The 25,046-nt window shown below is 63.0% G+C and carries 22 protein-coding genes; 8 read left to right on the top strand and 14 right to left on the bottom strand.

Annotated elements, in window-relative coordinates; all coding sequences use genetic code 11:
* Nucleotides 1–132: 132 nt before the first annotated feature.
* From BM193_RS03285 to BM193_RS03245, 9 genes are all read right to left on the bottom strand, one after another.
* The gene (locus BM193_RS03285; protein ID WP_092795344.1) at nt 133–1,875 is read right to left on the bottom strand and encodes a PhoH family protein; all 1,743 of its coding nucleotides are present in this window, start codon (nt 1,873–1,875) and stop codon (nt 133–135) included.
* A 289-nt stretch (nt 1,876–2,164) separates the two neighbouring features.
* Entirely contained in the window at nt 2,165–2,635 is a 471-nt protein-coding gene (locus tag BM193_RS03280; protein ID WP_092795342.1) for a peroxiredoxin, read from the bottom strand.
* Between the two features lie 74 nt (nt 2,636–2,709).
* Nucleotides 2,710–3,669: a polysaccharide deacetylase family protein gene (locus BM193_RS03275; RefSeq protein ID WP_092795339.1), complete on the bottom strand. Its 960-nt coding sequence runs from the start codon at nt 3,667–3,669 to the stop codon at nt 2,710–2,712.
* Nucleotides 3,669–4,721: a bifunctional UDP-4-keto-pentose/UDP-xylose synthase gene (locus tag BM193_RS03270; RefSeq protein ID WP_092795337.1), complete on the bottom strand. Its 1,053-nt coding sequence runs from the start codon at nt 4,719–4,721 to the stop codon at nt 3,669–3,671. Before BM193_RS03270 ends, BM193_RS03275 begins: the two co-directional genes overlap by 1 nt.
* A 21-nt stretch (nt 4,722–4,742) precedes the next feature.
* A complete protein-coding gene (locus tag BM193_RS03265) occupies nt 4,743–5,660 on the bottom strand; it encodes a formyltransferase (protein WP_092795335.1) in 918 nt (305 codons plus the stop codon).
* On the bottom strand, nt 5,660–6,655 hold the full coding sequence (locus tag BM193_RS03260) for a glycosyltransferase (protein WP_254785808.1): 996 nt from the start codon (nt 6,653–6,655) through the stop codon (nt 5,660–5,662). Before BM193_RS03260 ends, BM193_RS03265 begins: the two co-directional genes overlap by 1 nt.
* An 11-nt stretch (nt 6,656–6,666) precedes the next feature.
* Complete coding sequence (locus BM193_RS03255) at nt 6,667–7,803, bottom strand: DegT/DnrJ/EryC1/StrS family aminotransferase (RefSeq protein ID WP_092795331.1); 1,137 nt, start codon at nt 7,801–7,803, stop codon at nt 6,667–6,669.
* Between the two features lie 200 nt (nt 7,804–8,003).
* Complete coding sequence (locus BM193_RS03250) at nt 8,004–9,677, bottom strand: glycosyltransferase family 39 protein (protein ID WP_254785806.1); 1,674 nt, start codon at nt 9,675–9,677, stop codon at nt 8,004–8,006.
* Entirely contained in the window at nt 9,674–10,066 is a 393-nt protein-coding gene (locus BM193_RS03245) for an Mth938-like domain-containing protein (protein ID WP_092795329.1), read from the bottom strand. The genes BM193_RS03250 and BM193_RS03245 overlap by 4 nt, the downstream gene beginning before the upstream one ends.
* 409 nt (nt 10,067–10,475) lie before the next feature.
* Here BM193_RS03245 and BM193_RS03240 point away from each other — a divergent pair, with 409 nt between their 5' ends.
* Together BM193_RS03240 and BM193_RS03235 are read left to right on the top strand one after the other, a co-directional pair.
* Nucleotides 10,476–11,705, top strand: coding sequence for a pyridoxal phosphate-dependent aminotransferase (locus tag BM193_RS03240; RefSeq protein ID WP_092795327.1), 1,230 nt, complete (start codon nt 10,476–10,478; stop codon nt 11,703–11,705).
* A 74-nt stretch (nt 11,706–11,779) separates the two neighbouring features.
* Complete coding sequence (locus tag BM193_RS03235; RefSeq protein ID WP_092795325.1) at nt 11,780–13,102, top strand: homoserine dehydrogenase; 1,323 nt, start codon at nt 11,780–11,782, stop codon at nt 13,100–13,102.
* Between the two features lie 92 nt (nt 13,103–13,194).
* On the opposite strand, the gene BM193_RS03230 is transcribed toward BM193_RS03235, so the two are convergent.
* The 3 genes from BM193_RS03230 to BM193_RS03220 all read right to left on the bottom strand — a co-directional run bounded on the left by BM193_RS03230 (nt 13,195) and on the right by BM193_RS03220 (nt 15,364).
* Nucleotides 13,195–13,548, bottom strand: coding sequence for a ribonuclease E inhibitor RraB (locus BM193_RS03230; RefSeq protein WP_092795323.1), 354 nt, complete (start codon nt 13,546–13,548; stop codon nt 13,195–13,197).
* A gap of 146 nt (nt 13,549–13,694) precedes the next feature.
* Nucleotides 13,695–14,255: an outer membrane beta-barrel protein gene (locus BM193_RS03225; protein ID WP_092795321.1), complete on the bottom strand. Its 561-nt coding sequence runs from the start codon at nt 14,253–14,255 to the stop codon at nt 13,695–13,697.
* 170 nt (nt 14,256–14,425) lie between these two features.
* A complete protein-coding gene (locus tag BM193_RS03220; protein WP_092795320.1) occupies nt 14,426–15,364 on the bottom strand; it encodes a LysR family transcriptional regulator in 939 nt (312 codons plus the stop codon).
* A gap of 80 nt (nt 15,365–15,444) precedes the next feature.
* Between BM193_RS03220 and BM193_RS03215 the strand changes: the two genes are divergently transcribed.
* Nucleotides 15,445–16,422, top strand: a complete 978-nt coding sequence (locus BM193_RS03215; RefSeq protein WP_092795318.1) for an alpha/beta hydrolase — start codon at nt 15,445–15,447, stop codon at nt 16,420–16,422.
* A gap of 42 nt (nt 16,423–16,464) precedes the next feature.
* On the opposite strand, the gene BM193_RS03210 is transcribed toward BM193_RS03215, so the two are convergent.
* Both BM193_RS03210 and BM193_RS03205 read right to left on the bottom strand, forming a co-directional pair.
* A complete protein-coding gene (locus BM193_RS03210) occupies nt 16,465–17,964 on the bottom strand; it encodes a sensor histidine kinase (protein WP_092795317.1) in 1,500 nt (499 codons plus the stop codon).
* Entirely contained in the window at nt 17,961–18,683 is a 723-nt protein-coding gene (locus BM193_RS03205) for a response regulator (RefSeq protein WP_092796993.1), read from the bottom strand. Before BM193_RS03205 ends, BM193_RS03210 begins: the two co-directional genes overlap by 4 nt.
* A 202-nt stretch (nt 18,684–18,885) precedes the next feature.
* Here BM193_RS03205 and BM193_RS03200 point away from each other — a divergent pair, with 202 nt between their 5' ends.
* From BM193_RS03200 to BM193_RS03180, 5 genes are all read left to right on the top strand, one after another.
* Nucleotides 18,886–19,947: a porin gene (locus BM193_RS03200; protein WP_092795315.1), complete on the top strand. Its 1,062-nt coding sequence runs from the start codon at nt 18,886–18,888 to the stop codon at nt 19,945–19,947.
* A gap of 3 nt (nt 19,948–19,950) precedes the next feature.
* Nucleotides 19,951–20,937 (top strand): Bug family tripartite tricarboxylate transporter substrate binding protein, encoded by a 987-nt coding sequence (locus tag BM193_RS03195; RefSeq protein WP_092795313.1) that lies wholly within the window; start codon nt 19,951–19,953, stop codon nt 20,935–20,937.
* Between the two features lie 48 nt (nt 20,938–20,985).
* Nucleotides 20,986–22,083: an ABC transporter substrate-binding protein gene (locus tag BM193_RS03190; RefSeq protein ID WP_092795312.1), complete on the top strand. Its 1,098-nt coding sequence runs from the start codon at nt 20,986–20,988 to the stop codon at nt 22,081–22,083.
* Nucleotides 22,084–22,161: 78 nt separating this feature from the next.
* Nucleotides 22,162–23,952 carry an ABC transporter permease gene (locus BM193_RS03185; RefSeq protein WP_092795311.1) on the top strand — a complete coding sequence of 597 codons (1,791 nt, stop codon included), beginning with the start codon at nt 22,162–22,164 and terminating at the stop codon, nt 23,950–23,952.
* Between the two features lie 20 nt (nt 23,953–23,972).
* Nucleotides 23,973–25,046 carry an ABC transporter ATP-binding protein gene (locus tag BM193_RS03180; RefSeq protein WP_092795309.1) on the top strand — a complete coding sequence of 358 codons (1,074 nt, stop codon included), beginning with the start codon at nt 23,973–23,975 and terminating at the stop codon, nt 25,044–25,046.

Here is a 25,046-nt window from a genome sequence, read left to right as displayed (position 1 = left end):
AGGTGTCTTGGAGGAAAGGAGCGGTATTAGAACATGCCGCCAAGAAAACCTGCGCACATGAAAAAAGCCCCGTCCGCATCGCTGCGGCCGGGGCTTTTCAATGACTGAGGCGGCTGGCGCCGCCCCGTCAACTTACAGCACTTCGCTGGCGTGGTCGGCCAGGCGCGAACGCTCGCCGCGCGCCAGGGTGACGTGGCCGCTGTGCGACCAGCCCTTGAAGCGGTCGACCACGTAGGTCAGGCCGCTCGAGCCTTCCGTCAGGTAAGGCGTGTCGATCTGTGCGATGTTGCCCAGGCACAGGATCTTCGTGCCGGGGCCGGCGCGCGTGACCAGGGTCTTGACCTGTTTCGGCGTCAGGTTTTGCGCTTCATCGATGATCAGGAACTTGTTGACGAAGGTGCGGCCGCGCATGAAGTTGAGCGACTTGATCTTGATGCGCGAGCGGATCAGGTCTTGCGTTGCCGCGCGGCCCCATTCGCCGCCATCCGAGTCGGACTTGTTCAGCACTTCCAGGTTGTCGTCGAAGGCGCCCATCCATGGCGACATCTTTTCTTCTTCCGTGCCCGGCAGGAAACCGATGTCTTCGCCCACCGGCACCGTCACGCGGGTGACGATGATTTCGTTGTAGAGCTTGGTTTCCAGCACTTGCGCCAGGCCGGCGGCCAGGGCCAGCAGGGTCTTGCCGGTACCGGCCTGGCCCAGCAGGGTGACGAAGTCGCATTCCGGGTTCATCAGCAGGTTCAGCGCGAAGTTCTGCTCGCGGTTGCGCGCCGTCACGCCCCACACATTGTTCTTCGTGTGGCTGAAGTCGCGCAGGGTTTGCAGCACGGCCGTCTTGCCGTTGATCTGCTTTACCTGGCCGTAGAACGGCGCTTCGCCATTTTTCGGTTCCAGGTAGATGAACTGGTTGACCAGCAGCGACGGCACGAACGGGCCCGTCACGCGGTAGAACGTGGAGCTGTAGCCGTTCTTGCTTTCCTGCCACGATTCCATGTCCTTGCCATGCTTGTTCCAGAAGTCGTCCGGCAATTGCACGATGCCCGAATACAGCAAGTCCGTGTCTTCCAGCACATGGTCATTGAAGTAGTCTTCGGCCGGCAAGCCCAGGGCGCGCGCCTTGATGCGCATGTTGATGTCCTTCGACACCAGCACGACGGGACGGCCATCCTGCTCCGACTCGAGCGAGCGCACGACGGCCAGGATCTGGTTGTCGGCCTTGCCTACTGGCAAGCCAGCCGGCAAGTCGGCGCTTTGCAGGCGCGTCTGGAAGAACAGACGGCCCTTGGCATCCTTGTTGCCCAGCTTGGACAGGGGGATGCCGTGTTCGATGGCGTCGTCGTCCGTGTTGCTGATCAGGGCGTCGAGGGTGCGCGAGACCTGGCGGGCATTGCGCGCCACTTCCGTCATGCCCTTCTTGTGGTTGTCCAGCTCTTCCAGGGTCATCATCGGCAGGTACACATCGTGTTCCTCGAAGCGGAACAGCGACGATGGATCGTGCATCAGCACGTTGGTGTCGAGCACAAACAGCTTCGACAGGCCGCGCTGGTCGGCGGCGCGGCTGACGGACGACTTGAGCTGCACTTCGACGGCCTTGTGCTTGGCCGGATGCGGCTGCTCGGCTTGCTTGACGGACTTGAGCGGCGTGACCTTGCCCTTCGCCGCCGGCTTGGCGACCATCAGGGCCGCCACTTGCTTGATCTTCGTGGCCGCATTGCGGATCGGCTTGGCAACTTCGGCGATCGCCGCTTCCATGACAGGTGCAGCCACTTTCTTGGCTGCCGGGGTTTTCGTGGCCGGGCGCGCTGCGCCTGCGGTTGGGTAATCTTGGGTGGCCAGGATGGTGGCTGGCTTGCTCGGTAATTTTGGCAGTGGCATCAGGATCTCAATCAAAAAATTTCTGGAATGAATCGCCCATGGGCAGCCAGCTTCCGGCGGCGTTTCTCATGGGGTGGATGCGGGGGAACAACAATGCTACAGGACGAATAACTGCCGGAAGGCCGGCAGCAAGGCCGGTCGTGGACGCTATCGACGGGCTGGTGGCCCGCCTGGCGCAGTGGGTGGAGGCGCTTCGTTGACTCAAAATGGCGATAGGTAGCGTGAACTGAACTGCGGTTGAACTAAGCTCGCTGGAAGCCGGCAACGCGCATGTGACCAGGACAGATGATCATTTCAGATGCGCTACGAATTCCAGCACTTCTTCCACGTGAGTTGCGACCTTCACGCCTCTCCATTCTTTCATTAATCGGCCCTGGGCGTCAATCACAAACGTGCTGCGCTCGACGCCGCGGACCGTCTTGCCATACATCTGTTTCATCTTCATGACGTTAAACAGCTGGCAAACGGCTTCGTCCGGGTCGGAAATCAGTTCGAACGGCAGGTCCAGCTTGGCCTTGAAGCTTTCATGCGAGCGCAGGGAATCGCGGCTGACGCCGTAGATTTCCACGCCGGCGGCGACGAACTGCGGATAAGCATCGCGGAAGGCGATGTTTTCAGTGGTGCAGCCTGGAGTATTGTCCTTCGGATAAAAAAACAATACCGTCGCCTTGGCCGGACGGCCCAGCAACTGGAAGGTCTTGCCGCTGGTCATGGCAGCGGTAAAGTCGGGAATGCTAACGAGGGATTGGCTATCAGCCACAGGTTCTCTCCTGAACGGTGATCATCAGCGCTGTTTTTAACCTGGCAACGCATCCAGGTGCAACAATACAGCATTCAGGCCGCTTTGCCCTGCACAATCAGGCGTCCCGAACGCCCTGGCAATTCATCCCAGGTGATGGGGCAAACGGGCAGGTCCGTGTTTTTTATCTTGTCATGATAATCGCCCATCGACGCGAACTGGTAGCCCTGGGCTTTCCAGCCAGCCAGCAGTTGCTCGAAAATGGGGGCGAGTTTCTGTCCTTCAAGTTCCGCGTGCAAGGTATACACGTGATCGCGGGGGGTGTCCGCCGTCAGCGACAGGATGTGCGCGGCGACATTGCTCGTTGTAATCAACTTGCCGTCGATTTCACAGCCCAGCAATTCATCCAGGGTCGGCAGGGTGGTCGGCAATTGCACGCATTGCAGGATGGTGTTGCCATTGCGCACGCGGTGCGGACCTTGCGCCGGCTGCGCCATGGCGCCCCGCTCGTCGAGCATGGCGCGGCCATCCGAGGCGTAGCGGTAGCCGGCCGTGTCGTGCTCGACAAAGGCGCTGACATTCATTTGCCAGCCGGCCGCGCCGTGCGTGTGCGGCCTCGTGCCGAACACCTGTTCGTAGCGGCTGGCGGCCTTGCGCATCATGTTGATGGTCCAGGCGGCGTTGCGCTTGGCCACGTTGTCTTGCCACAGGGTGTGATCCCAGGTGTGGATGCCGCACTCGAAGCCGGCATCGCGCACGGCGCGCAGTTGCGCCGCGCATTGCTTGCCGATATCGGGCCCCGGCAGCAAAGTGCCATACATCAATGTTTTCAAGCCATAGTGTTCGACCACCGAAGTGCGCGACACCTTGCTGAAAAAACCGGGCCGCAAGGCGCGTCGCAAGGCCCAGCCCGTGTGGTCGGGGCCCAGCGAGAACAAAAAGGTGGCGTTGGCCTGGTGAGCCAGCAGCATGCGCACCAGGTTGCCCATGCCTTCGCGGGTGCCGCGATAGGTATCGACGTCGATCTTCAGGGTCAGGAACGGCTTGCTCAACATTAATCCATCAGTGCTTTGGCTTGGGCTACCTGGCTGCGGTAGGCATCGAAAATATTGCGCAGGGAATCGGCCATGGAGGTGCTTGGCGCCCAGCCCAGTTCTTCGCAGGTATTCGTGATTTTCGGCACGCGGTTCTGCACGTCCTGGTAGCCGGCGCCGTAATAGGCACCCGACGTCGTTTCCACGATTTTCACGTGTTTCGCGCCTTCGGCGTATTCCGGATATTCGGCGGCCAGGGTCAGCATCATGCCGGCCAGGTCGCGGATCGAGTAATTGTTGACCGGATTGCCAATGTTGTAGATCTTGCCGCTGGCGATGCCGTTCTTGTTGGCGATGATGCGGATCAGCGCATCGATGCCGTCATCGATATACGTGAACGCGCGTTTTTGCGCGCCGCCGTCGACCAGCGAGATGTTCTCGCCGCGCACGATGTGGCCAAAGAATTGCGTCACCACGCGCGAGGAGCCTTCTTTCGGCGTGTGGATCGAGTCCAGGCCGGCGCCGATCCAGTTGAAGGGACGGAACAGGGTGAAGTTCAGGCCTTCCATGCCGTAGCCCCAGATCACGCGGTCCATCAGCTGCTTGGCGTTCGAATAGATCCAGCGCGGCTTGTTGATCGGGCCGCAGATCAGTTCCGAGTTTTCCGGATCGAACTCTTCGTCGTGGCACATGCCATACACTTCCGAGGTCGACGGGAAGACCAGGTGCTTGCCGTACTTGGCGGCCGAGCGCACGATGGGCAGGTTGGCTTCGAAGTCCAGTTCGAACACGCGCAGCGGCTGCTTGACGTAGGTCGATGGCGTGGCGATGGCCACCAGGGGCAGGATCACGTCGCATTTCTTGATGTGGTACTCGACCCATTCCTTGTTGATCGTGATGTCGCCTTCAAAGAAGTGCATGCGCGACTTGTAGTTGTCGTCGTCCAGCAATTCCGTGATGCGGTCCGTGTTCATGTCCATGCCGTAGACATGCCAGTCGGTGGTTTCCAGGATGCGTTTGGACAGGTGGTGGCCGATGAAGCCGTTGACGCCTAAGATGAGGACTTTTTTCATGTGAGATTCTCTTGTGTGATATCAGTGTGTGCTGACGTGGGTGGTCAGACTTGCTTGCAATTGCTGAGCCGAAATCGGCTCCCCGGCAGCCCTCAGCGCGGAAATGGCCAGCATGCGGCCGTCTCCGCAGACGCCAAAGATGCAATTATCCACTACCGCCAAGCCCGGTGGCAAACTTCCCGCAGGCTGTTTGCTTAAACGGGCTTTTTCGATGATGTAAACGACATTGTTGACTTCTGTAAAGGCGCCAGGATACGGGGGCGCGACTGCCCGGTGCAGGTTGTAGACCTGTTGCGCCGGTAATTTCCAGTCGATGCGGCCGTCTTCCGGCGTGCGCCCGCCGAAGTAGCCGCCCTGGCGCAGATCGTTCGGCTGGCGCGGCGCCGTGCCATCGAGCAAGCCCGGGAGCACGCCCCACAGGGTTTGTTCCGCGGCAACCGTCACCTTGCCGAAGACTTCGAAGGCCGTGTCGTCGGGCAGGATGGGCACGGCCGTCTGCGCGACGATGGCGCCGGCGTCCGGCTTGACGGTCATTTCATGCAGGCTGGCGCCCGTCTGCGTGGCGCCATGCAGCACGGCCCAGTTGACGGGCGCGCGGCCGCGGAACTGCGGCAGCAGCGAGCCGTGCATATTGTAGGCGGGAGCGACTTCCAGGATGCTAGCCGGCAGCATGTGGCGGTAGTAAAAACTGAACAGCATGTCCGGCTGGGCGGCCTGGACCTGCGCCAGCAGTTCCGGCGCGCGGGCGTCGCCGGGCGTGATGTACGCAATGCCTTCTTCCCGGCACAGGCTGGCGACGGATTCGAACCACAGGTTTTCCGTGGGACTGTCCTCGTGCGTGACGACCAGGGCGATATCGACGCCGCCCGCCAGCAGCACCTTGATGCAGCGCACGCCGACATTGTGGTAGCCGAAGACGACGGCGCGTGGCGCGGCCATCAGCGGGCCACCTGGCGTTTTTCCAGGCGCACGTGCGGCGCGGCCTCCGCTTCCGCCTGGGCCATGCCATCCTGCAAGATGGTCTGCACCACGTAGCGGGGGCGGGCGCGCACTTGCTGGAAGATGCGTCCCACGTATTCGCCCACCAGGCCGATGCCGAACAGGATCACGCCCATGAAGAAGAAGGCGATGGCAAACAGCGTGAAAACGCCTTCGGCTTCCGCCCCCAGCAGGAAGCGGCGCACCAGCAGGTACACCACCAGCAAGGCGGAACTGGCCGACAGCAGCATGCCCAGCATGGAAAAGATTTGCAGGGGAATCAGCGAAAAGCCCGTGACCAGGTCGAAATTCAGGCGGATCAGGCTGTACAGCGAGTATTTCGATTCCCCGGCCGCCCGCTCCTCATGCTCGACGGTAATTTCCGTGGGCTTGCGGGCGAAGGTGTAGGCCAGCGCGGGCACGAAGGTGTTGACCTCCGCGCACTGGTTGACCAGGTCGATCACATTGCGGCCATAGGCGCGCAGCATGTTGCCCTGGTCGGTGATCTTGATGTTGGTGATGCGTTCGCGCAGGCGGTTCATCATTTTCGAGGCCAGCGTGCGCCAGGCGGAATCTTGCCGCTTGCGCCGGATCGAACCCACGTAATCGTAGCCTTCGCGCATCTTCGCCACCAGGTTGCCGATTTCCTCGGGCGGGTTTTGCAGGTCGGCGTCGAGCGTGATCATGATCTGCCCGCGCGACGCTTCAAAACCGGCCAGGATGGCCATGTGCTGGCCATAATTACCGTTGAACAAAATCACGCGCGTGACGTCGGGGCGCTGGCGGAACTGCTCGGCCAGGAGGGCTACCGAGTTGTCGCGGCTGCCGTCGTTGATGAAAAGGATCTCGTAGCTCGTCTGCAGGGCATCGAGGGCCGGATACAGGCGGGCGAACAGGCTGGCCAGGCCATCCTGTTCGTTATAGATTGGAATGATAATCGACAGTTCAGGTTTCATCGGCACGCTGCTCACTTGATGAGGATGGATTTGACGGTGGCGACGGCGCGCTCCACGTCCTGTGTCGTCATGGCGTAAAACATGGGCAAGGTCACGGTCAGGCGGCCGATCTTTTCCGAGACGGGGAACATGCCTTCGGTAAAGCCGCGTTCGCGGTACATGGTAAACAGGTGGATCGGTGCGTAATGATAGCCCGTCCCCACGTTTTGCTGCGCCATGGCTTGCATGAACGCGGCGCGCGTGCCGGGGCCATTGTCGGGCAGGATGATCTGGAACAAATGCCAGTTGCTGTTCTCAAAGTCCTGCACGGGCAGCTGGGCGCCGCTGGCCGCTTCGAAATCGCTGCCGAACTGCGCGAAATAGTGGCGCGCCAGGGCGCGGCGGTGGGCCGTGATGGCGTCGATGTTGGCGAACTGCCCCAGGCCGATGGCGGCCATGATGTCGCTCATGTTGTATTTGCCGCCCAGCACGTCGACGTCGATGCCGTCGACGCCGCTGCGCGTGACGCCCTGCAGCCGGTACTTGTCGGCCAGCTTTGCCTCTTCCAGGTTGTTCAGGACCAGCGCGCCGCCTTCGCCCGTGGTGATGTTCTTGTTGGCCTGGAAGCTGAACGAGACGAAATCGCCAAACGAACCGATGCGTTTGCCCTTCCATTCGGAACCGAAGGCTTGCGCCGCGTCTTCCACGACCCGTAATTTGTGCTTTTCAGCAATCGCGTACAGGCGGTCCATGTCGACAGGCAAGCCCGACAGGTAGACGGGGATGATGGCCTTGGTGCGTGGCGTGATGGCCGCTTCCAGCTTGTCGAGGTCGATATTGCGCGTGACGGGGTCGATATCGGCAAAGACGGGCGTGGCGCCCACTTCGAGGATGACGTTGGCCGTCGCGACCCACGACACGGGCGTGGTGATGACTTCGTCACCAGGGCCAATGCCGGCGATGCGCAGCGCGATTTCCATGGTGCAGGTGCCCGAGTTGAAGGTGCGCACGGGGCGCCCGCCGAAGTATTCGGACAGCTGGGCTTCGAACGCTTGTACTTTCGGGCCGCTGGTGATCCAGCCGGAACGCAGCACCTCGCTGACGGCGGCGATGGTCGCTTCATCGATGGTGGGTTTGGAAAAAGGCAAAAAGGGCAGGGTAGAGGTCATGGGCGCTCGTTCTGTTCTTGAATAAGTGTGGTTCGGCGTCGCACAGGCCGCCGGCGCGATCAACTTGCGCAGGCAGGCATGGCTATTCTATAGCGTTAATAGGGTGGCACAGCCGGTTCAGCGGGAAAAATCCTGCTGATGCGGGGGCGGGGCAAGCTGGCCGAAGGCGCGACGGATTTTGCCGCGCCCCTGTTCATGGTTTATCGATTGGCGATGGCCATGCGGCGCGCATCCTGGGCGACTATCCGCATGGGGACGCCACGCTGCTGCAGTTCCTTGTAACGGTCCAGGCTGATGATGGCCACGTCGCGCACGCCGGCAGTGGCATCGCTGGTCCATTGCGTGATAAAAGGCTCGATGCTGGGGATGGACAGTTCCGGCTGCTGTTTCAGGCCGAACGTGAACTCATCCCAGTAATCGACGAGGATCACGGGCCGCTGCAAATAATAGGTCAGGGACTGTTCATAGATGCCCACCGAGTAAATCTTGGTGTCGGCTGTCAGTTCGGCCTGGATCTGCGGCAGCATGTCGGTGCCCGCGCGGTTCTGGCCGTACAGTTCGGAGCCTGCCAGGATGCAGTGCGTGGCCAGGAAGCCGGCGCCGGCGATGGTCAGCACGGTCATGTCGCGGCGCAACTGGCGCGCATGCAGCAGGGCCAGCGCGCCGCCGGCCAGGGCGAAGAAACCGGCCGCCATCAGCCATGGCTGATAGCCTTTCAGGGCGATCAGGGCTGCGGGATCGCGCGCGCTGGCCTTGCTGAACGCGATCGGTCCGCCGATCAGGATGGCCGCGCCAAGCAAGCACAGCAGGCTGGCGGCCAGCATGCGCTGGCGGCGCGAGGCCGATTCCAGGAACAGCGCGATCAGCAGCGCCAGGGCCGGGAAGATGGGCACGATGTAGCCGGGCAGTTTCGACGTCGAATAGCTGAAGAAAAAGAAAATGAACGCGGCCCAGATCAGCAGCATCAAACGGGGCTGGAAGGCGCCGTCCTGGCGCTGGAAAGCGGCGGCGATGCTTTGCGGCAGCACGCCTATCCATGGCAGGATGCCGGGAATCAACAGCACCAGGAAGTAGTACCAGGCGCCTTCGCGCTTGTGGCCCTTCATCAGGAAGCGCTGGAAATGCTCGTGAACGAAGAAGAAGTACGGCTGCTCGGGATTGCGCAGGGCCACCAGCACGAACCAGGGCGCGGCGATGGCGAAGAATACGAGCAAGCCCTTGACCAGGTGCAAGCGCGTCCAGATGCGCCAGTCGCGCGCCAGCAGCGAATACAGCACCAGCACGGCGCCCGGCAGCACGATGCCGATCAGGCCCTTGGCCAGCACGGCCAGCGCCATGCCTGCCCAGCACGCCAGCATCCAGTTGCGCCGCTCGGCCTGGGTCGCCTCGTCGCGCTGGGCGATCAGCAGGCTGGCCAGGGTAATGGTCATCATGCCCGACAGGCCCATGTCCAGCGAATTGATCTGGCCGGAAGCGAGCCAGAACAGGCTCGACGCCAGCACCAGGCCCGCGTACAGGCCCACGCGCGGACCGAAGACGCGCTTGCCGGCATACGCCGTCATGCACACGCCGATGATGCCGCACAGGCCCGTCCACAGCCGCGCCTGCCATTCGCCCAGGCCGAAGGCGGCGAAGGTCAGCGCGTTCATCCAGGTTTGCAGCGGCGGCTTTTCAAAGTACTTGATGCCGTTCAGGCGCGTGGTGATCCAGTCGCCCGTGACGAACATCTCGCGCGCCATCTCGGCGTAGCGCCCCTCGTCGGGCGGCACCAGGGTGCGGATGCCCAGCGCATACAGGGTCACGACGATGAAGATGCCCAGCAGGGACCACATCAGCACGCGCGAGGCGTGCAGCTCGTTCACATTGATTTTCATTTGGCCTGGCCTGCGCCCGGTGCCAGAATTAATGCCAAGGTGACTTTGCGGCCTTCGCCCATGAGGATATTGTAGGTGCGGCAGGCGGCCTGGCTGTCCATGCATTCGACGCCGATGCGGCGCATGGTCAGCGCGGCCGTCAGCTTCGGATGCACGAAACGCTGGCGCTCGCCCGTGCCGAGGATGACCACGTCGGGCGCATCTTCGAGGATTTGCGCGAAATGTGCCTCGCTCAACTGCTCGAAACTGGCCACGTCCCACGCGCGCGGCGGCGCTTCCGGCATGACGATCAGGCTATAGTGGTAGGGCTGGGCATTGATCTCCACGCCATTTTCATCGTAGCCTGTGACGGTTTGGTATTGTTGGGTGCTGCTGGCATGGAGTTTCATGGCGATGTGAGGGCTGGTCGTGTCGGTTGATCGGTGCGCGCGCGGTGCGGATATGCGCTGCGGCCAAGGGCGTCAGCATGCCATAAATGACAGAAAAGAGCGACTGAAAAGCAACATCCTTTCCAATTTGCAATCTTCGGCGCAACGTTGGCAGACAGCGCTTGCCATAGTAGTAGGCGAAGATTAAGAGAAGATGAAGAGGCGGCAGGCGGGAAACGTCTGCGCGCGCCGCCATGCGTGGCAGAATCGGCGCGAAATGCTGCAATTTGCCATGTTTAATTTGATAAAATGGCCTGCTTTCGGCGAGAATGGTTGTTTTCGCATTGCAGTCTCACGGGTTCACAGTTCTGGCGCGGCTTTCATGCTGCAAGCGTAGGCCGGCCGCGCCGCATCACGACAGGGATTTATTTTGCGACCGATTCAGAAATCGAATAAATTGGCGGATGTCTGCTACGACATCCGCGGCCCGGTCCTGGAAAAATCCAGGCAAATGGAAGAAGAAGGCCACAAGATCACCAAGCTCAATATCGGCAACCTGGCCGTATTCGGCTTCGATCCGCCCGACGAGATCGTGCGCGACATGATGCTCAACCTGCAAAATGCCGCCGGCTATACGGATTCGAAGGGCATGTTCGCGCCGCGCAAGGCCGTCATGCACTACACGCAGGGCAAGAACATCGCCGGCGTCACCATCGATGACATCTACCTGGGCAATGGCGCCTCGGAGCTGATCGTCATGTCGATGAATGCGCTGCTCAACAGCGGCGACGAAGTGCTGGTGCCGGCGCCCGACTATCCGCTGTGGACGGCCGCCGTCAGCCTGTCCGGCGGCAACCCCGTGCATTATGTGTGCGACGAGCAGAACGAGTGGTATCCCGACATCGACGACATGCGCCGCAAGATCACGCCGCAAACGAAGGCCATCGTCGTCATCAACCCGAACAATCCCACCGGCGCGCTGTATCCGGTGGAAGTGCTGCTGCAGATCGTCGAACTGGCGCGCCAGCATCAATTGATCATTTTCGCCGACGAAATCTACGACAAGGTGCTGTACGACGAAGCCGAGCACGTGTCGATCGCCTCGCTGGCCGACGACGTGCTGTTCATCACCATGAACGGCCTGTCGAAGAATTACCGCTCCTGCGGCTACCGTTCCGGCTGGATGGTGGTCTCGGGCGAAAAACGCCACGCAAAAGATTACATCGAGGGCCTCAACATGCTGGCCTCGATGCGGCTATGCGCCAACGCGCCGGGGCAGTTTGCCATCCAGACGGCGCTTGGCGGCTACCAGAGCATACAAGACCTGGTGGGGCCTGGCGGGCGCCTGTTGAAACAGCGCGACCTGGCGCACAAGCTGCTGACCGATATTCCGGGCGTCACCTGTGTCAAGCCGAAGGCCGCGCTGTACATGTTCCCGCGCCTGGATCCGGCCATCTACCCGATTGCCGACGACCAGCAGTTTGCCTATGAATTACTGGCCGAAGCGAAAGTCCTGATCGTGCAGGGCACGGGCTTCAACTGGATCGCGCCCGATCACTTTCGCGTCGTCTTCCTGCCCAATTCCGATGACCTGACCGAGGCCATGGGCCGCATCGCGCGCTTCCTCGAAGGCTACCGCAAGCGCCACAGCCGGGGCTGAGCCGGCCAGCAGCAATCTCGATCAACCTGGCGCCGCCTGTGGCGGCGCCACTTAATGAGCAGTCAAGCATAACTATGAAATCCATCAAGATCGGCCTGCTGGGCCTGGGCAACGTCGGCTTCGGCACGTTCAGCGTCCTGCAACGCAACCAGGAAGAAATCAAGCGCCGCGCGGGCCGCGGCATTGAAGTCGTCGCCGTCGCCGTGCGCGACGTGGCGCGCGCCGAGGCGCTCGTCGCCGGCGCCTGCAAGGTCGTCAACGACCCCGCCATCATCGTCAACGATCCCGAGATCGACATCGTCGTCGAACTGATCGGCGGCTACGACCTGTCGAAAACCCTGGTCATGCAGGCGATCGCCAACGGCAAGCACGTGGTCACGGCCAACAAGGCCCTGCTGGCCGTGCACGGCAACGAGATCTTCGCCGCCGCGCAGGACAAGGGCGTGATGGTGGCCTTCGAGGCGGCCGTCGCCGGCGGCATCCCCATCATCAAGGCGCTGCGCGAAGGCTTGACGGCCAACCGCATCGAATGGATCGCCGGCATCATCAACGGCACCACCAATTTCATCCTGTCCGAGATGCGCGACAAGGGCCTGGACTTTGCCACGGTGCTGAAACAGGCGCAGGAACTGGGCTACGCGGAAGCCGACCCCACCTTCGACATCGAAGGCGTCGATGCCGCGCACAAGGCCACCATCATGTCGGCCATCGCCTTCGGCATCCCGGTGCAGTTCGACAAGGCCTATGTGGAAGGCATCAGCAACCTCAATGCCGTCGACATCCGCTATGCCGAGCAGCTGGGCTACCGCATCAAGCTGCTGGGCATTACCAAGCGCGCCACCGTCAATGGCGTGGAAGGCATCGAGCTGCGCGTGCATCCGACCCTGATCCCGGCCAAGCGCCTGATCGCCAACGTCGAAGGCGCCATGAACGCGGTGCTGGTGCATGGCGACGCCGTCGGCGCCAGCCTGTACTCGGGCCGCGGCGCGGGCGCCGAGCCGACCGCCTCGTCGGTGATCGCCGACCTGGTCGACATCACGCGCCTGGCGACGGCCGATCCGGAACACCGCGTGCCGCACCTGGCCTTCCAGCCGAACGCCATGACCAACATCGACATCTTGCCGATGTCGGAAATCACCACCAGTTATTATCTGCGCATGCACGTGGCCGACCAGCCGGGCGTGCTGGCCGACCTGACGCGCATCCTGGCCGAACGTGGCATCTCGATCGACGCCATGCTGCAAAAAGAGCCGGCCGAGGGCGAGACGCATACGGACATCATCATGCTGACGCACCAGACGCAGGAAAAGAACGTCACGGCCGCCATCGAGAAGATGGAAGCCTTGAACAGCGTGGTGGGCACCGTCACCAAGATTCGCCTGGAAAACCTCAGCTGATCGTTGTCGGCGAGCCATGCACAACGGCGCCCGCGGGCGCCGTTTTTTATGCGTCATGTTGTCCGATGGCGGCGCCTTGCGCCGCAGCCGGCCTACGCCGCGGTACCGACGGGGCCCACGTCCATGCCGTCATAGCTGGCCAGCTGGTTTTCCTGCGCGAAGGCCATCAGTTCGCCATTGCGCGCGTGCAGGCTGTCGACGCCGTGCACTTCGGCCTTTTCCACGTGCAGCACCCACACGGGCGGTGCGGCCGGGTCATCGAGCTCGGGCTGGTACAGTTCCACCGGACGGTAGCCCTGGAGCGCCAGCAGGGCGGCGGCCTGCTCCAGCGGCGCCGATGTCGGGTTGGTGAAGTAATAGCCCCACAGCAGCGGCTGGGACAGATCCCACGGCGCGTTCTCGGCGATATTGGCGAACAGTTCGCTTACATCTTCTTTGGTCATCATGGCAAGGTGCCTTCCTTAAAATCTCAGGGCGCGATCTTAGCATCCATGCCGCCTGCACGCCATTCGCCCATAAAAAAACCGGCCTTGCAGCCGGTTTTTCTATCAGCCGTGGATAACGGCTTGATTCTGATTCGCGCGCGCGGGAATTAGAACTTGTAACGCAGGCCGATCGACAGCAGGTCGGCTTTCAGTTTCATGCCATCCTGGCTCATCGTTTTGCCGAAATTTTCATATTCAGCAACGGCCGACAGGTTTTTATTGATGTTGTATGCAGCGCCGATGCCAAACAGGGCGGCGGTTTTGTTTTTCGATTCGCTGGCATTGAAACCGATCAGGTTCAATTTCGCTTTGGTGTGGTTTTGCGTGACGCCAGCTTTTGCAAACAGCGAGAACTGTTCGTTCAGTGGCAGCGTGCCCGTGGCCGCTACGTAGAAAGCGCTGGTTTCCAGGCTCAGCGATTCTTTGCCTTCGCTTTCTTTCAGTTTGCCGAAATTGACGTAGCCGGCTTCTGCGCCGAAGTTAGGCGTGAAGTCGTAGCCAGCGTAAACTTTAAAGCCGGTTTTGTTTTCTTTGCCCGAAACTTCATCGCCCGACAATTTCAATTCCGAACGGCCGACATTCGCGCCGACGTACATGTTTTCAGCTTGTGCAAACAAAGGGAATGCCAGTGCGGCGCCAACTACTACTGCGAACAATTGCTTTTTCATTTTTAATCCTGTTGATAATTAATACGGCGAAAGGATTTCGTCGATTAATGGGAACCGGATTCTATCTGGTGAATAGTATTTACGTAAGGCAATTATTTAATAAATATTGAAAATAAATTATGTGTTGTTTTTGAGCAACATCATTTGCCTGGGCCGTGGCGCATGTTTTTTTATTCATATAAGCCTGCCGCGCGGCTGGCTGATGGCGGCTGGCGCATCATGGCGATCAGCGCACGCAAGCCCGCCGGGACATGGCGGTGGCCCGGATAATACAGCGCCAGGCCGGGCATGGCCGGACACCAGTCGTCGAGCACCCGTTCCAGCCGCCCGTCGCCCAGCGCATCGAGCGCCAGGTGCTCGGGCACGAAGGCGATGCCGATGCCATCGATGGCCGCATCGACCATCAGCGGCTGGTCGGTCAGGGTGAGCGGGCCGGTGACGTTGATCGTCTCGGCCGTACCGCGCCGCGCGAATTCCCAGCGGTAGATCGCCCCGCTGTCGAAGCGGAAGCGGATGCAGTCGTGCCGCAGCAGGTCGAGCGGCACGCCCGGGCGGCCGCGCGCGGCGAAATAGCCGGGCGCTCCTACCGCTGCGAAGCGCACCGTGTCGGTCAGCCGTATCATGACCATGTCCTGCGGCACTGCCTCGACCAGACGTATGCCCGCGTCGAAGCCGCCGGCGGTGATGTCGCTGAGCTTTCCATCGGTGACGATATCGAGGTGCACCTGCGGGTAGGCGCGCAGGAAGCGCGCCAGCACGGGCCGCAGCAGCATGCGCACCGCACCCTCGCTGGCATTGATGCGCACCGTGCCGCTGGGCGCGGCGCGCTGCTCGTCCACTTCCACCATGGCCTCGGCGATCGACGCCAGGGCCGGGTGCAGCCTGGCCGCCAGGCGCTCGCCCGCGCCGGTCAGCGACACGCTGCGGGTGGTGCGGTTGAACAGGCGTATGCCCAGCCGCTGCTCCAGCGTCTTCACCGAGTGGCTGATGGCCGATGGCGTGACGTCGAGTTCCACCGCCGCCGCACGGAAGTTGCGGTGCCGGGCCGCCGCCAGGAAGACGTTCAAGGTGAAGAGGTCCGTGCCATCCAATTGATGAGCATTATTCATTGATGTGTAAAGAAATGTGCAGATAGTCTTGTCAATCAGTGTCTCATATACTGAATGAACAGACAACTTTGGAGGAACCCATGTCCATACACGGCAACTATCTGCCCGAGAAGGTAACGTTCACATCGCATGGCGACGATGTGGTCGGCGTGCTTTACCGCCCCAAGGGCCAGGGGCCATTCCCCGTCGTCGTGCTGCTGGGGCCGTATTCGTTTTCCAAGGAGCAGGCGCCGACCCAGTACGCCACGCGCCTGGCCGATGAGGGCTTTGCCGCGCTGGCCTTCGATCCGCGCACCGTGGGGGAAAGCGGCGGCATGCCGCGCCGGCTGGAAAACCCGACGATGAAAAACGAGGATGTGGTGGCGGCGCTCGATTACCTGCTGGCGCGCGAGGACGTGGACGCGTCGCGCGCGTTCCTGCTCGGCGTGTGCCAGGGCGGGCCGGAGATGCTCGACATCGCCGCGCACGATGAGCGCGTCAAGGCGGTCGCCTCGGTGACGGGCTATTACCGCGACCGGGAAACCGATCTGTTCATGATCGCCGCCGGCGTCACCGAGAATCCCTTCGACGCGGCCAGCGCACCGACGACCGGCCAGCTGGAAGCGTTGCTGGCGGCACGCCTGGAGCGTGCCCGCGCGGCGAAGGCGGAATACGAGGCGAACGGCACGGTCGTGTATCAGCCGCTGGTCTCGCCCGATCTTGGCGATTGCGTCGCCGGATCGCATGCGGGCTTGCCGGGGCCGCTCGTGTGGAGCTGGTATGGGCCGTGGACGCTGAAGGGCTGGGACAACCGCTACGCCATCCTGAGCGATCTCGATCATTTCGCCTACACCACCGTGCCCGGCGTGGCCCGGCTCAGGAAGCCGGCGCTGGTGGTGCACTCCGACACGTGCATGAACCCGGCGTCGGCGCGGCGGCATTTCGAATCGATTCCCACCCCGGACAAAAAGCTGATCTGGGAAAACGGCACGCATCACTTCCAGTACTACGAGCAGCCGGACGTGGTGGACCGCACCGTCGGCCATGCCGCCGACTGGTTCCGCGCGCACGGGGCCTGACGCCCGCCATTGCCGCGCCGGCATGGCCAGGCGACGGCGCCTTCATGCGCTGGCGCCGAAATGCACGCTGACCTGCAGGCCGTGGCCATTGGCGGCCGTCGCCAGTTCCAGGCGCGCGCCATGCAGGGCGGCGATGTCGCGCACGATGGCCAGGCCCAGGCCGGCGCCGCCGGGATTGCTCTCGAGCGCCGCGCCGACGCGGTAAAACGGCGTGAACACGCGTTCGCGTTCGGCCGCCGGAATGCCGGCGCCGCTGTCTGCCACTTCCAGCACCGTGTCGTTGCCATGGCCGCCCGCGCGCACGCGCAGGACCACGCTGCCGCCCGGCGGCGTGTAGCGCAGGGCATTGTCGACCAGGTTGGCCACCAGTTCGTGCAGCAGCAGGGCCTGGCCATGCACGGGCGCTTCGTCCGGCGCTTCCAGCGAGAGGTCGATATTCTTGGCGACGGCGGCCATCGCCATCTCCAGGCCCACCTGCTGCGCCACGTCGCGCAGCGGCACGGTCTCCATTGCCAGGTTCTCGCCGCCATGCTCGATGCGCGCCAGGGTCAGCAGGCGATTGGCCAGCAGCACGGTGGAATCGGTGGTGGCGGCGATCGAGCGCACGATGTTGCGCAGCGCCGCCATGTCCTGCTGCGAGGCGCCCTGGCGGTCGCATTCGCGCAGGGCCAGTTCGGCCTGGGTTTTCAGCACCGTCAGCGGCGTGCGCAGCTGGTGCGAGGCGTCGGCGATGAAGCGGCGCTGGCTGGCGATCAGCTGCTGCAGGCGCGACATGGAGCCGTTCATGGCGCTCACCAGGGGGCGCATCTCCTTGTGCACCAGGGTGGGATCGACATCGGACAGGTCGGACAGGGTGCGCGTCTCGACCTCCGTTTTCAATCGCATCAGCGGCTGCAGCACCAGGCGCACGGCGAACCATACGAGGGCGCCCATCACCAGTATCATCGCCGCCTGCCAGCTCAGGGTATCGAACAGGATCTGGTTCGACAGGCCGCGCCGCGCGTCCAGCGTTTCGGCCACCTGGATCAGGGCGATGCCGCGCATCGAATCGTCATACACGGGCTGCAGCAGGGCGGCGATGCGTATCGGCTTGCCATGGTAATCGGCGTGGTAGAAGCGCACCAGGGCCGGATAATTCTGCGAGCGGGGCACGTTCTTCGGCACGGGCGGCAGGTCGCCGTAGCCCGACACCAGCTCGCCGTTGATGCCCGTGACCTTGTAGTAGATGCGGCCCAGGGTGTCCGTCTCGAAGCTGTCGAGGGCGACGTAGGGCACTTCGGCCACCACCTTGCCGCCGACGATGGAGACCCGTTCGGCCAGCGCGCGCGTCGACGCCAGCAGCGAGCGGTCATATGCCATGTCGGCCGCGTCGAGCGCGTTGCGGTACACAAAAACGGCGTCGAGCAGCACCAGCATCACCAGCGGGATGAGCAGCCAGCGCAGCAGCTGGCTGCGCAGGCTGCCCAGCGGCCGGCCTTGCGCCCAGCGCCGGCGCAGGCGCTCGGGCAGGGGCGGGCGCGCTGGCCGCGCGGCGCCGCTCATTTTGACGCGGCCGGCGCCATGGCGCTGCGCGGCTGCAGCAGGTAGCCGATGCCGCGCAGGGTGGTGATGACGGCGCCGTCGGGCGAATCGCTTTCCACGCCACTCTCCAGCTTCTTGCGCACGCGGTGGATGTACAGTTCGATGGCGTCCAGGTTGGCGTCGTCGGCCAGCGCGAAGACTTCGTCGAACAGCTTTTCCTTCGACACCGCGCGTCCCGAGCGCGTGATCAGGGCTTCGAGCACGGCGTGTTCGCGCGGCGTCAGGGGGAAAGGGGCGCCGGCATAGCTGAACATGCGCGTGACGGTGTCGAAACTGAGCGCGCCGCAGCTGTGCACGAGCGCTTCATTGCCCTGGCTGCGGCGCAGCAGGGCCTTCACGCGCGCTTCCAGTTCGGCCAGTTCGAACGGCTTGGCCATGTAGTCGTCCGCGCCCAGGTTCAGGCCCTGCACTTTTTCATCCAGGCCGCCGCGCGCCGTGAGTATCATGACGGGGGTCTTGCCGCGCGTGCCGCCGCGCGCGCGCAGGCGTCGCAGCACGTCCAGGCCGTCCATCTTCGGCAAGGTCAGGTCGAGCAGCACCAGCGAGTATTCCTGCGTGTGCAGCAGGGCGTCGGCATCGGCGCCGTTGTGGGCGGTCTCCACCGTCAGGTGCGCGTCGCGCAGGGCCTTTGCCAGCCAGTGCGACAGCTCCAGATGGTCTTCCACTAATAATATGCGCATGGTCTCCGCCATTCGTTGAAATGGATGCAGTGTAAGCCTGCCGCAGGGGAGGCGAGGAATATGTTGATGTCCCTTGTGGCTGGCCGGCGACACCTGTCAGTCTGAAAGCGAATTGAAAGGATGGCGCTCATATAGTGTGATCCTGATTCATGAAATTGATCAGGCATATCACTAATAACTATATCTTAGGGAGACACGCTACATGAAGAAATCCGCATTCTCGCTGGCCGCCATGGCAGTCCTGGCCGCCGCCGGCAGCGCCCAGGCGCAGTCGAACGTCACCCTGTACGGCCGTCTCGACGCGGGCGTCAGCACCACCAGCAACGCCGGTCCGAACAAAAGCTCGGTGACGCAAGTCAGCTCGGGCGGCATGAATACCTCGCGCTGGGGCATCCTGGGCAGCGAAGACCTGGGTGGCGGCCTGAAAGCCGTCTTCAACCTGGAAGGCGGCATCCTCGTCGACACGGGCGCCGCCGATGGCGCGCTGTTCAAGCGCCAGGCCAACGTGGGCCTGGAAGGCGCCTTCGGCCGCGTCGTGCTGGGCCGCTCGTTCACCACCGTGTACGACTTCGTGCTGCCGTTCGACCCGATGGCGTATGCGCCATTCTATTCGTGGGCCACCTCGGGCAATGCGACGGGCCCCAGCAAGTACGGCATGACCACCGCTTTCGACAACATGGTCAAGTATTCGGGCAAGACGGGCGACTTCAGCTACGGCGCGTCGTACGGCTTCGGCGAACAGTCGACGGGTACCTCGGACAGCGCCAAGCTGTCCACGGCCGTCACCTATAAAGCCGGTCCCGTCAGCCTGCTGGCCACGTATGAGCGCGTCAACGGCAACGCCATCGCCGGCGGCGCGCGCGACAAGAACGTCGTCTACCACCTGGGCGCCATGTATGACGACGGCCCGTGGAAAGTGCAGGCGGCGGCGCGCGACTACAAGCTCGATCCGGCAGCGGCCGGCAAGCCTGACGTGCGCGGCACCCTGTACTGGGGCGGCGTCAGCTACAAGACCACGCCGGTGATCACCCTGACGGGCGTGATCTACTACCAGGACGTGAAAAACGTGGCCGCCAATCTCGATGCCGATCCGATCATGTACGTGGCGCGCCTGCGCTATGCCCTGTCCAAGCGCACCGACCTGTATGTGGCCGGCGCGTATGCCAAGGCCAAGCACAATCAGCTGGTCAGCCTGTCGCGCGACGATGCCGGTTTCGGCGACACGCAGCGCGGCCTGATCGCCGGCATCCAGCACCGCTTCTAAGCCATGGCCATGCTGCGCTCCCTGTTCCTGTCCCTGTGCTGCCTGCTGCCCGCCATCGCGGGGGCGCAGGCCAACGCGCCCGCGCCCGTCGAATGCGTGGTGCCGTCCAAGCCGGGCGGCGCCATGGACCTGACGTGCAAGCTGGCGAAAAAAGGCCTGGCGCAGGAGGGCGCGGCGGGCGTCGCGGCGCCGATGCGCATCAGCTATCTGCCCGGCGGCATCGGTGCCGTGGCCTGGCATTCGATGGCGTCGCAACGCCGCCGCGCCGAGGCGAACACGCTGGTGGCGTTTTCGGGCGGCTCGCTGCTCAATCTGGCGCAGGGCAAGTTCGGCAACGCCAAGGCGGGCGACGTGCGCTGGGTGGCGGCGCTGGGCGCCGACTACGGCATGATCGCCGTGCGCAGCGATTCGCCGTACAAGACGCTGGCGGACCTGATCGCCGCCTTGCGCCAGCATCCGGACAAGGTGCTGATCGGCGTCTCCGGCACCATCGGCAGCCAGGACTGGCTGAAGATGGCGCTGGTGGCGCGCCACGCCGGCATCGACCCGAAGGTGCTGCGCTTCGTCGCGCTCGAAGGCGGTGGCGAAGTCTTCACGGCGATGCAGGCCGACTACGTGCAGGTGGTCTCGGGCGATACGTCCGAAGCCACGCTGAACGCCAGCGCCAACCATGCGCGCGTGCTGGCGGTGCTGGCGGAAAAACGCCTGCCGGGCGTGCTGGCCGGCGTGCCGACGGCGCGCGAGCAGGGCATCGACGTGGTCTGGCCCATCATCCGCGGCGTGTGGATGGGGCCGCAGGTACCGGAGGCGGACTATCAGCGCTGGGTGGCCACCTTTGACCGCGCCATGGCCACGCCGCAGTTCGCCGAATGGCGCGCCCAGGCTGGCCTGTACCCATTCGCCCTGACGGGACCGAAGCTGACGGCGTATGTCAGGAAGGCGGTCGACGAGTATGCGCGACAGGCCACCGAGCTCGGATTGATGCGCTGAACGGCGTCACATTTAAAAAATATCTATTTCACAGACGGAGACAACCCCATGCAAACCAAGACCCTGCTTCAAGTCGCCCTGGCCGGCACTTTTGCCACCCTCGCCGGCGCCGCCTTCGCGCAAGTGCCGCCCGGCTATCCGGCCGACTACCAGAAGATCATCGACGCGGCCAAGAAGGAAGGCAAGGTGGTGATCTACAGCGCCACCGACAGCAAGGCCGCCGCGCCGCTGATCAAGGATTTCAGCGCCCTGTATCCCGGCATCTCCGTCGAATACAACGACATGAATTCCACCGAAGTGTACAACCGCTTCATCTCCGAAGTGGCGGCCGGCGGCAACACGGCCGACGTGATGTGGTCCTCGGCGATGGACCTGCAGATGCGCCTGGCCTCCGACGGCTACGCGCTGAAGTACAAATCCGTGGAAGCGTCGAAGATCCCTGGCTGGGCCATGTGGGATGACCAGGCCTACGGCACCACGTTCGAGCCGGCCGCCATTGTCTACAACAAGCGCCTGCTCGATCCGAAGGAAGTGCCGAAGAACCACGACGACTTCGTCAAGCTGATCGCCACGCCGAAATTCAAGGACAAGGTCACCACCTACGATATCGAAAAATCGGGCGTCGGCTTCATGTTCATGGCGCAGGACGCGAAGGAATATCCGCAGTTCCTGGCGCTGGAAAACGCGTTTGGCGCGGCCAAGGTGCGCGTGCAGTCGTCGACGGGCACCATGATGGAGCGCATCTCGTCCGGCGAAAACCTGATCGGTTACAACGTGCTGGGTTCCTACGCCCTGGTGCGCGCGAAGACCGATCCGTCGATCGGCGTGGTGCTGCCGAAGGACTACACGCTGATCCTGTCGCGCGTGCAGTTCATCAACAAGAATGCGAAGAACGTCAATGCCAGCAAGCTGTGGCTCGATTACGTGCTGTCGCACCGTGGCCAGACCGTCATTGCAAACGGCGCCAAGCTGTTCGCTATCCGCGCCGACGTCACGGGCGAAACCACGTCGGCTGACCTGATCAAGGAAATCGGCGCGGCCAACGTCAAGCCGATTCCCGTGCATCCGATCATCCTGCAATTCCTGGGACCGGCCAAGCGCATGGCCTTCCTGAAGCAGTGGAAAGAGACCGCCGGCAAGAAGTAAACATCGCCAATGCCGTCTTGGCCGCCCGCGAGCCTGGCTTGCGGGCGCACGCCGCACCCTTCATTCATTGGATTCATCATGCAAACTGCCATCTTGCCGCTGCCTGCACGGTCGCGCTCTCCCTTGTCGCGCCTGAACTGGCCGCGCGGCGTGGTCGTGGCGATCACGCTGGTCGCCATTTTCCTGCCGCTGTTCCTGATTTTTTACCAGAGCTTCCTGAACGCGCCCTTCTTCATGCCGGTGCGCGAATTCGGCTTTGACTCCTACCGTTTCATCTTCGATGATCCCGATTTCTCGATGGCCTTCAAGAATGGCCTGATGCTGGCCTTCGGCCTGACCGTCATCGCCGTGCCGCTGGGCGGCATGCTGGCCTTCCTGATGGTGCGCACCGATTTGCCCGGCCGCGGCTGGGTGGCGCCCATGCTGCTGGTGCCGATCTTTGTGTCGCCGATGGTGATGGGCTTTGGCTACGTCGTCTCGATGGGGCCCGTGGGCTTTTACTCGATCTGGGCCAAGGAGCTGATCGGCTTCGTGCCCTGGAATATCTATTCGTTCACCAGCATCGTCATCATCGCCGGCCTGACCCACGTGCCGCACGTCTACCTGTATGCCTCGTCGGCGCTGAAAAGCCTGGGTTCGGACGTGGAGGAAGCGGCCCGCGTGGCCGGTGCCTCGCCGGTCCAGGTGATGCTCAATGTGTCGCTGCCGATGATCATGCCGGCGCTGGCGTATGCGGGCGTGCTGGTGTTCTTCCTCGGTTTCGAGGTGTTCGGCCTGGTGCTGGTGCTGGGCGACCCGGAAGGCCACCTGGTGCTGCCGACCTATCTGTACAAGCTGACGAACAAACTGGGCACGCCGTCCTACCACCTGATGGCCGCCGTCGCCGTCTGCCTGGTGATGGTGACGATGCCGCTGGTGATGATACAGCGCTGGCTGCTGAAATCAGCCAACAAATATGTGTCGATCAAGGGCAAGGGCGCGCGCAGCAAGGCCATGCCGCTGGGCCGCTGGAAGTGGCTGGCATTCGCCCTGCTGGCGGGCTGGCTGGTCTTCACCATCATCCTGCCGTTGACGGGCATCGTGCTGCGCTCCTTCGTGCAGTACTGGGGCGAGGGCGTGCACCTGGCCGACGTGCTGACCCTGCAGCATTTCCGCGACATCTTCGACCAGCCGTCGCTGGTGCGCGGCATCGTCAACACCATCCTGATCGGCGTCGTCGGCGGCGCCCTGGCCGTGGGCTGCTACAGCTTTATCGCGCTGGCCATGCACCGCAAGCAGGACGGCATCACGCGCCTGCTCGACTACAGCGTGCTGGTCCCGCGCGCCGTGCCTGGCCTGCTGGCCGGCCTCTCCTTTTTGTGGGTGTTCCTGTTCGTGCCGGCCTGGCTCGACGGCATATTGAAGGGCATGGACAACGGCGTGGCCCTGTGGCTCAGCGGCCACGTGATCCCCGTGCTGCGCGAACTGCGCTCGACCATCTTCGCCCTGTGGCTCGCGTATTCGGTGGTGTGGATGGCCTACGGCATGCGCCTGATTTCCACCGCGCTGCTGCAGGTGGGGCCGGAACTGGAAGAGGCGGCGCGCGCCGTCGGCGCCAGCCGCGGCCAGGTGACGCGCGACGTGACCCTGCCACTGATCAAGTACGGCTTGCTGGGCGCCTGGCTGATGGTCTTCCTGATCTTCGAGCGCGAATATTCGACGGGCGTGTACCTGCTGTCGCCGGGCACGGAAGTGATCGGCGCCATGCTGGTGTCGCTGTGGGCCGGCGGTTCGACCGACCTGGTGGCGGCGCTGTCGTTCATCAACATCACCCTGGTGGCCATCGGCCTGGGCATCGCCTTGCGTTTCGGCGTGAAACTCCATAATTAATAGAAGACTGAGACCACATCATGAATGAACTGACCGTCAATGAGCTGCACCTGGACTACGGCAGCGGCGCCTCCGCCAATCCGATCCTGAAAGGGGTGTCGATGCACCTGCAAAAAGGCGAAGTGGTCGCCCTGCTGGGGCCTTCGGGCAGCGGCAAGACCACCTTGCTGCGCGCCGTCGCCGGGCTGGAAAGCCCGAAGGCGGGCACCATCCAGATCGGCGAGCGCAATGTCTACGATGGCGCGAAACACTTCGAGATGCCGGCCGAGCAGCGCAACCTGGGCCTGGTATTCCAGTCCTACGCGCTGTGGCCGCACAAGACCGTCTTCGACAACGTCGCCTACGGCCTCAAATTGCGCAAGATGGGCGCGTCCGATATCGCCGGGCGCGTGAAGGAAGTATTGACGCAGCTGGGCCTGGGGCACCTGGGCGAGCGCTATCCGCACCAATTGTCCGGCGGCCAGCAGCAGCGCGTGGCGATCGCCCGCGCGCTGGTGTACAACCCGCCCGTGATTCTGCTCGACGAACCGCTGTCGAACCTCGATGCCAAGCTGCGCGAGGAAGCGCGCGCCTTCCTGCGCGAACTGATCGTGCGCCTGGGCCTGTCGGCCCTGATGGTGACGCATGACCAGGGCGAGGCGATGGCCATCTCGGACCGCATCCTGCTGCTCAATAACGGCAAGATCGAGCAGCAGGGCACGCCGCAAAGCATGTATGAAACGCCGGACACCCTGTTCACGGCCGAATTCATGGGCAGTAACAACCGCCTGCCCGGCAAGGTGCTGCAGCGCGATGGCAGCGCCGTGCGCCTGCAGGTCGATGGCGCCACCATGCAGGGCGTGGCGCGCGGCACCAACGCGGGTGCGGAAGTGACGACCATGATCCGCGTCGAGGAGGTGAAAATCAGCGCCACGCAGGTGGACAACGCCATCGAGCTGCCGCTCCTGACCTGCATGTATCTGGGCGACCGCTGGGAGTGTTTGTTCCAGCGCGGCGGCGCCGACAATATCAGCCTGCGCGCCTACTCGCGCCACAAGCTCGAAGCGGGCAAGTACTGGCTGCACATGCCGGCCGATAAGCTCTGGGTGTTTTAA

It is taken from the genome of Janthinobacterium sp. 344 (assembly GCF_900112025.1).
Classification (GTDB): domain Bacteria; phylum Pseudomonadota; class Gammaproteobacteria; order Burkholderiales; family Burkholderiaceae_D; genus Janthinobacterium.
The sequence above is the reverse complement of the archived record's forward strand: the minus strand, read 5'-3'. Positions and strand labels throughout refer to the sequence as shown.

What these genes read in the sequence shown, in the direction of transcription:
- BM193_RS03235 (WP_092795325.1), top strand. Translation starts at nt 11,780, where the DNA reads ATGAAATCCATCAAGATCGGCCTGCTGGGCCTGGGCAACGTCGGCTTC.
- BM193_RS03205 (WP_092796993.1), bottom strand. Translation starts at nt 18,683, where the DNA reads ATGCGCATATTATTAGTGGAAGACCATCTGGAGCTGTCGCACTGGCTG.
- BM193_RS03190 (WP_092795312.1), top strand. Translation starts at nt 20,986, where the DNA reads ATGCAAACCAAGACCCTGCTTCAAGTCGCCCTGGCCGGCACTTTTGCC.
- BM193_RS03245 (WP_092795329.1), bottom strand. Translation starts at nt 10,066, where the DNA reads ATGAAACTCCATGCCAGCAGCACCCAACAATACCAAACCGTCACAGGC.
- BM193_RS03275 (WP_092795339.1), bottom strand. Translation starts at nt 3,669, where the DNA reads ATGTTGAGCAAGCCGTTCCTGACCCTGAAGATCGACGTCGATACCTAT.
- BM193_RS03230 (WP_092795323.1), bottom strand. Translation starts at nt 13,548, where the DNA reads ATGATGACCAAAGAAGATGTAAGCGAACTGTTCGCCAATATCGCCGAG.
- BM193_RS03180 (WP_092795309.1), top strand. Translation starts at nt 23,973, where the DNA reads ATGAATGAACTGACCGTCAATGAGCTGCACCTGGACTACGGCAGCGGC.
- BM193_RS03185 (WP_092795311.1), top strand. Translation starts at nt 22,162, where the DNA reads ATGCAAACTGCCATCTTGCCGCTGCCTGCACGGTCGCGCTCTCCCTTG.
- BM193_RS03220 (WP_092795320.1), bottom strand. Translation starts at nt 15,364, where the DNA reads ATGAATAATGCTCATCAATTGGATGGCACGGACCTCTTCACCTTGAAC.
- BM193_RS03215 (WP_092795318.1), top strand. Translation starts at nt 15,445, where the DNA reads ATGTCCATACACGGCAACTATCTGCCCGAGAAGGTAACGTTCACATCG.
- BM193_RS03225 (WP_092795321.1), bottom strand. Translation starts at nt 14,255, where the DNA reads ATGAAAAAGCAATTGTTCGCAGTAGTAGTTGGCGCCGCACTGGCATTC.
- BM193_RS03260 (WP_254785808.1), bottom strand. Translation starts at nt 6,655, where the DNA reads ATGAAACCTGAACTGTCGATTATCATTCCAATCTATAACGAACAGGAT.
- BM193_RS03255 (WP_092795331.1), bottom strand. Translation starts at nt 7,803, where the DNA reads ATGACCTCTACCCTGCCCTTTTTGCCTTTTTCCAAACCCACCATCGAT.
- BM193_RS03200 (WP_092795315.1), top strand. Translation starts at nt 18,886, where the DNA reads ATGAAGAAATCCGCATTCTCGCTGGCCGCCATGGCAGTCCTGGCCGCC.
- BM193_RS03265 (WP_092795335.1), bottom strand. Translation starts at nt 5,660, where the DNA reads ATGGCCGCGCCACGCGCCGTCGTCTTCGGCTACCACAATGTCGGCGTG.
- BM193_RS03210 (WP_092795317.1), bottom strand. Translation starts at nt 17,964, where the DNA reads ATGAGCGGCGCCGCGCGGCCAGCGCGCCCGCCCCTGCCCGAGCGCCTG.
- BM193_RS03285 (WP_092795344.1), bottom strand. Translation starts at nt 1,875, where the DNA reads ATGCCACTGCCAAAATTACCGAGCAAGCCAGCCACCATCCTGGCCACC.
- BM193_RS03250 (WP_254785806.1), bottom strand. Translation starts at nt 9,677, where the DNA reads ATGAAAATCAATGTGAACGAGCTGCACGCCTCGCGCGTGCTGATGTGG.
- BM193_RS03270 (WP_092795337.1), bottom strand. Translation starts at nt 4,721, where the DNA reads ATGAAAAAAGTCCTCATCTTAGGCGTCAACGGCTTCATCGGCCACCAC.
- BM193_RS03195 (WP_092795313.1), top strand. Translation starts at nt 19,951, where the DNA reads ATGGCCATGCTGCGCTCCCTGTTCCTGTCCCTGTGCTGCCTGCTGCCC.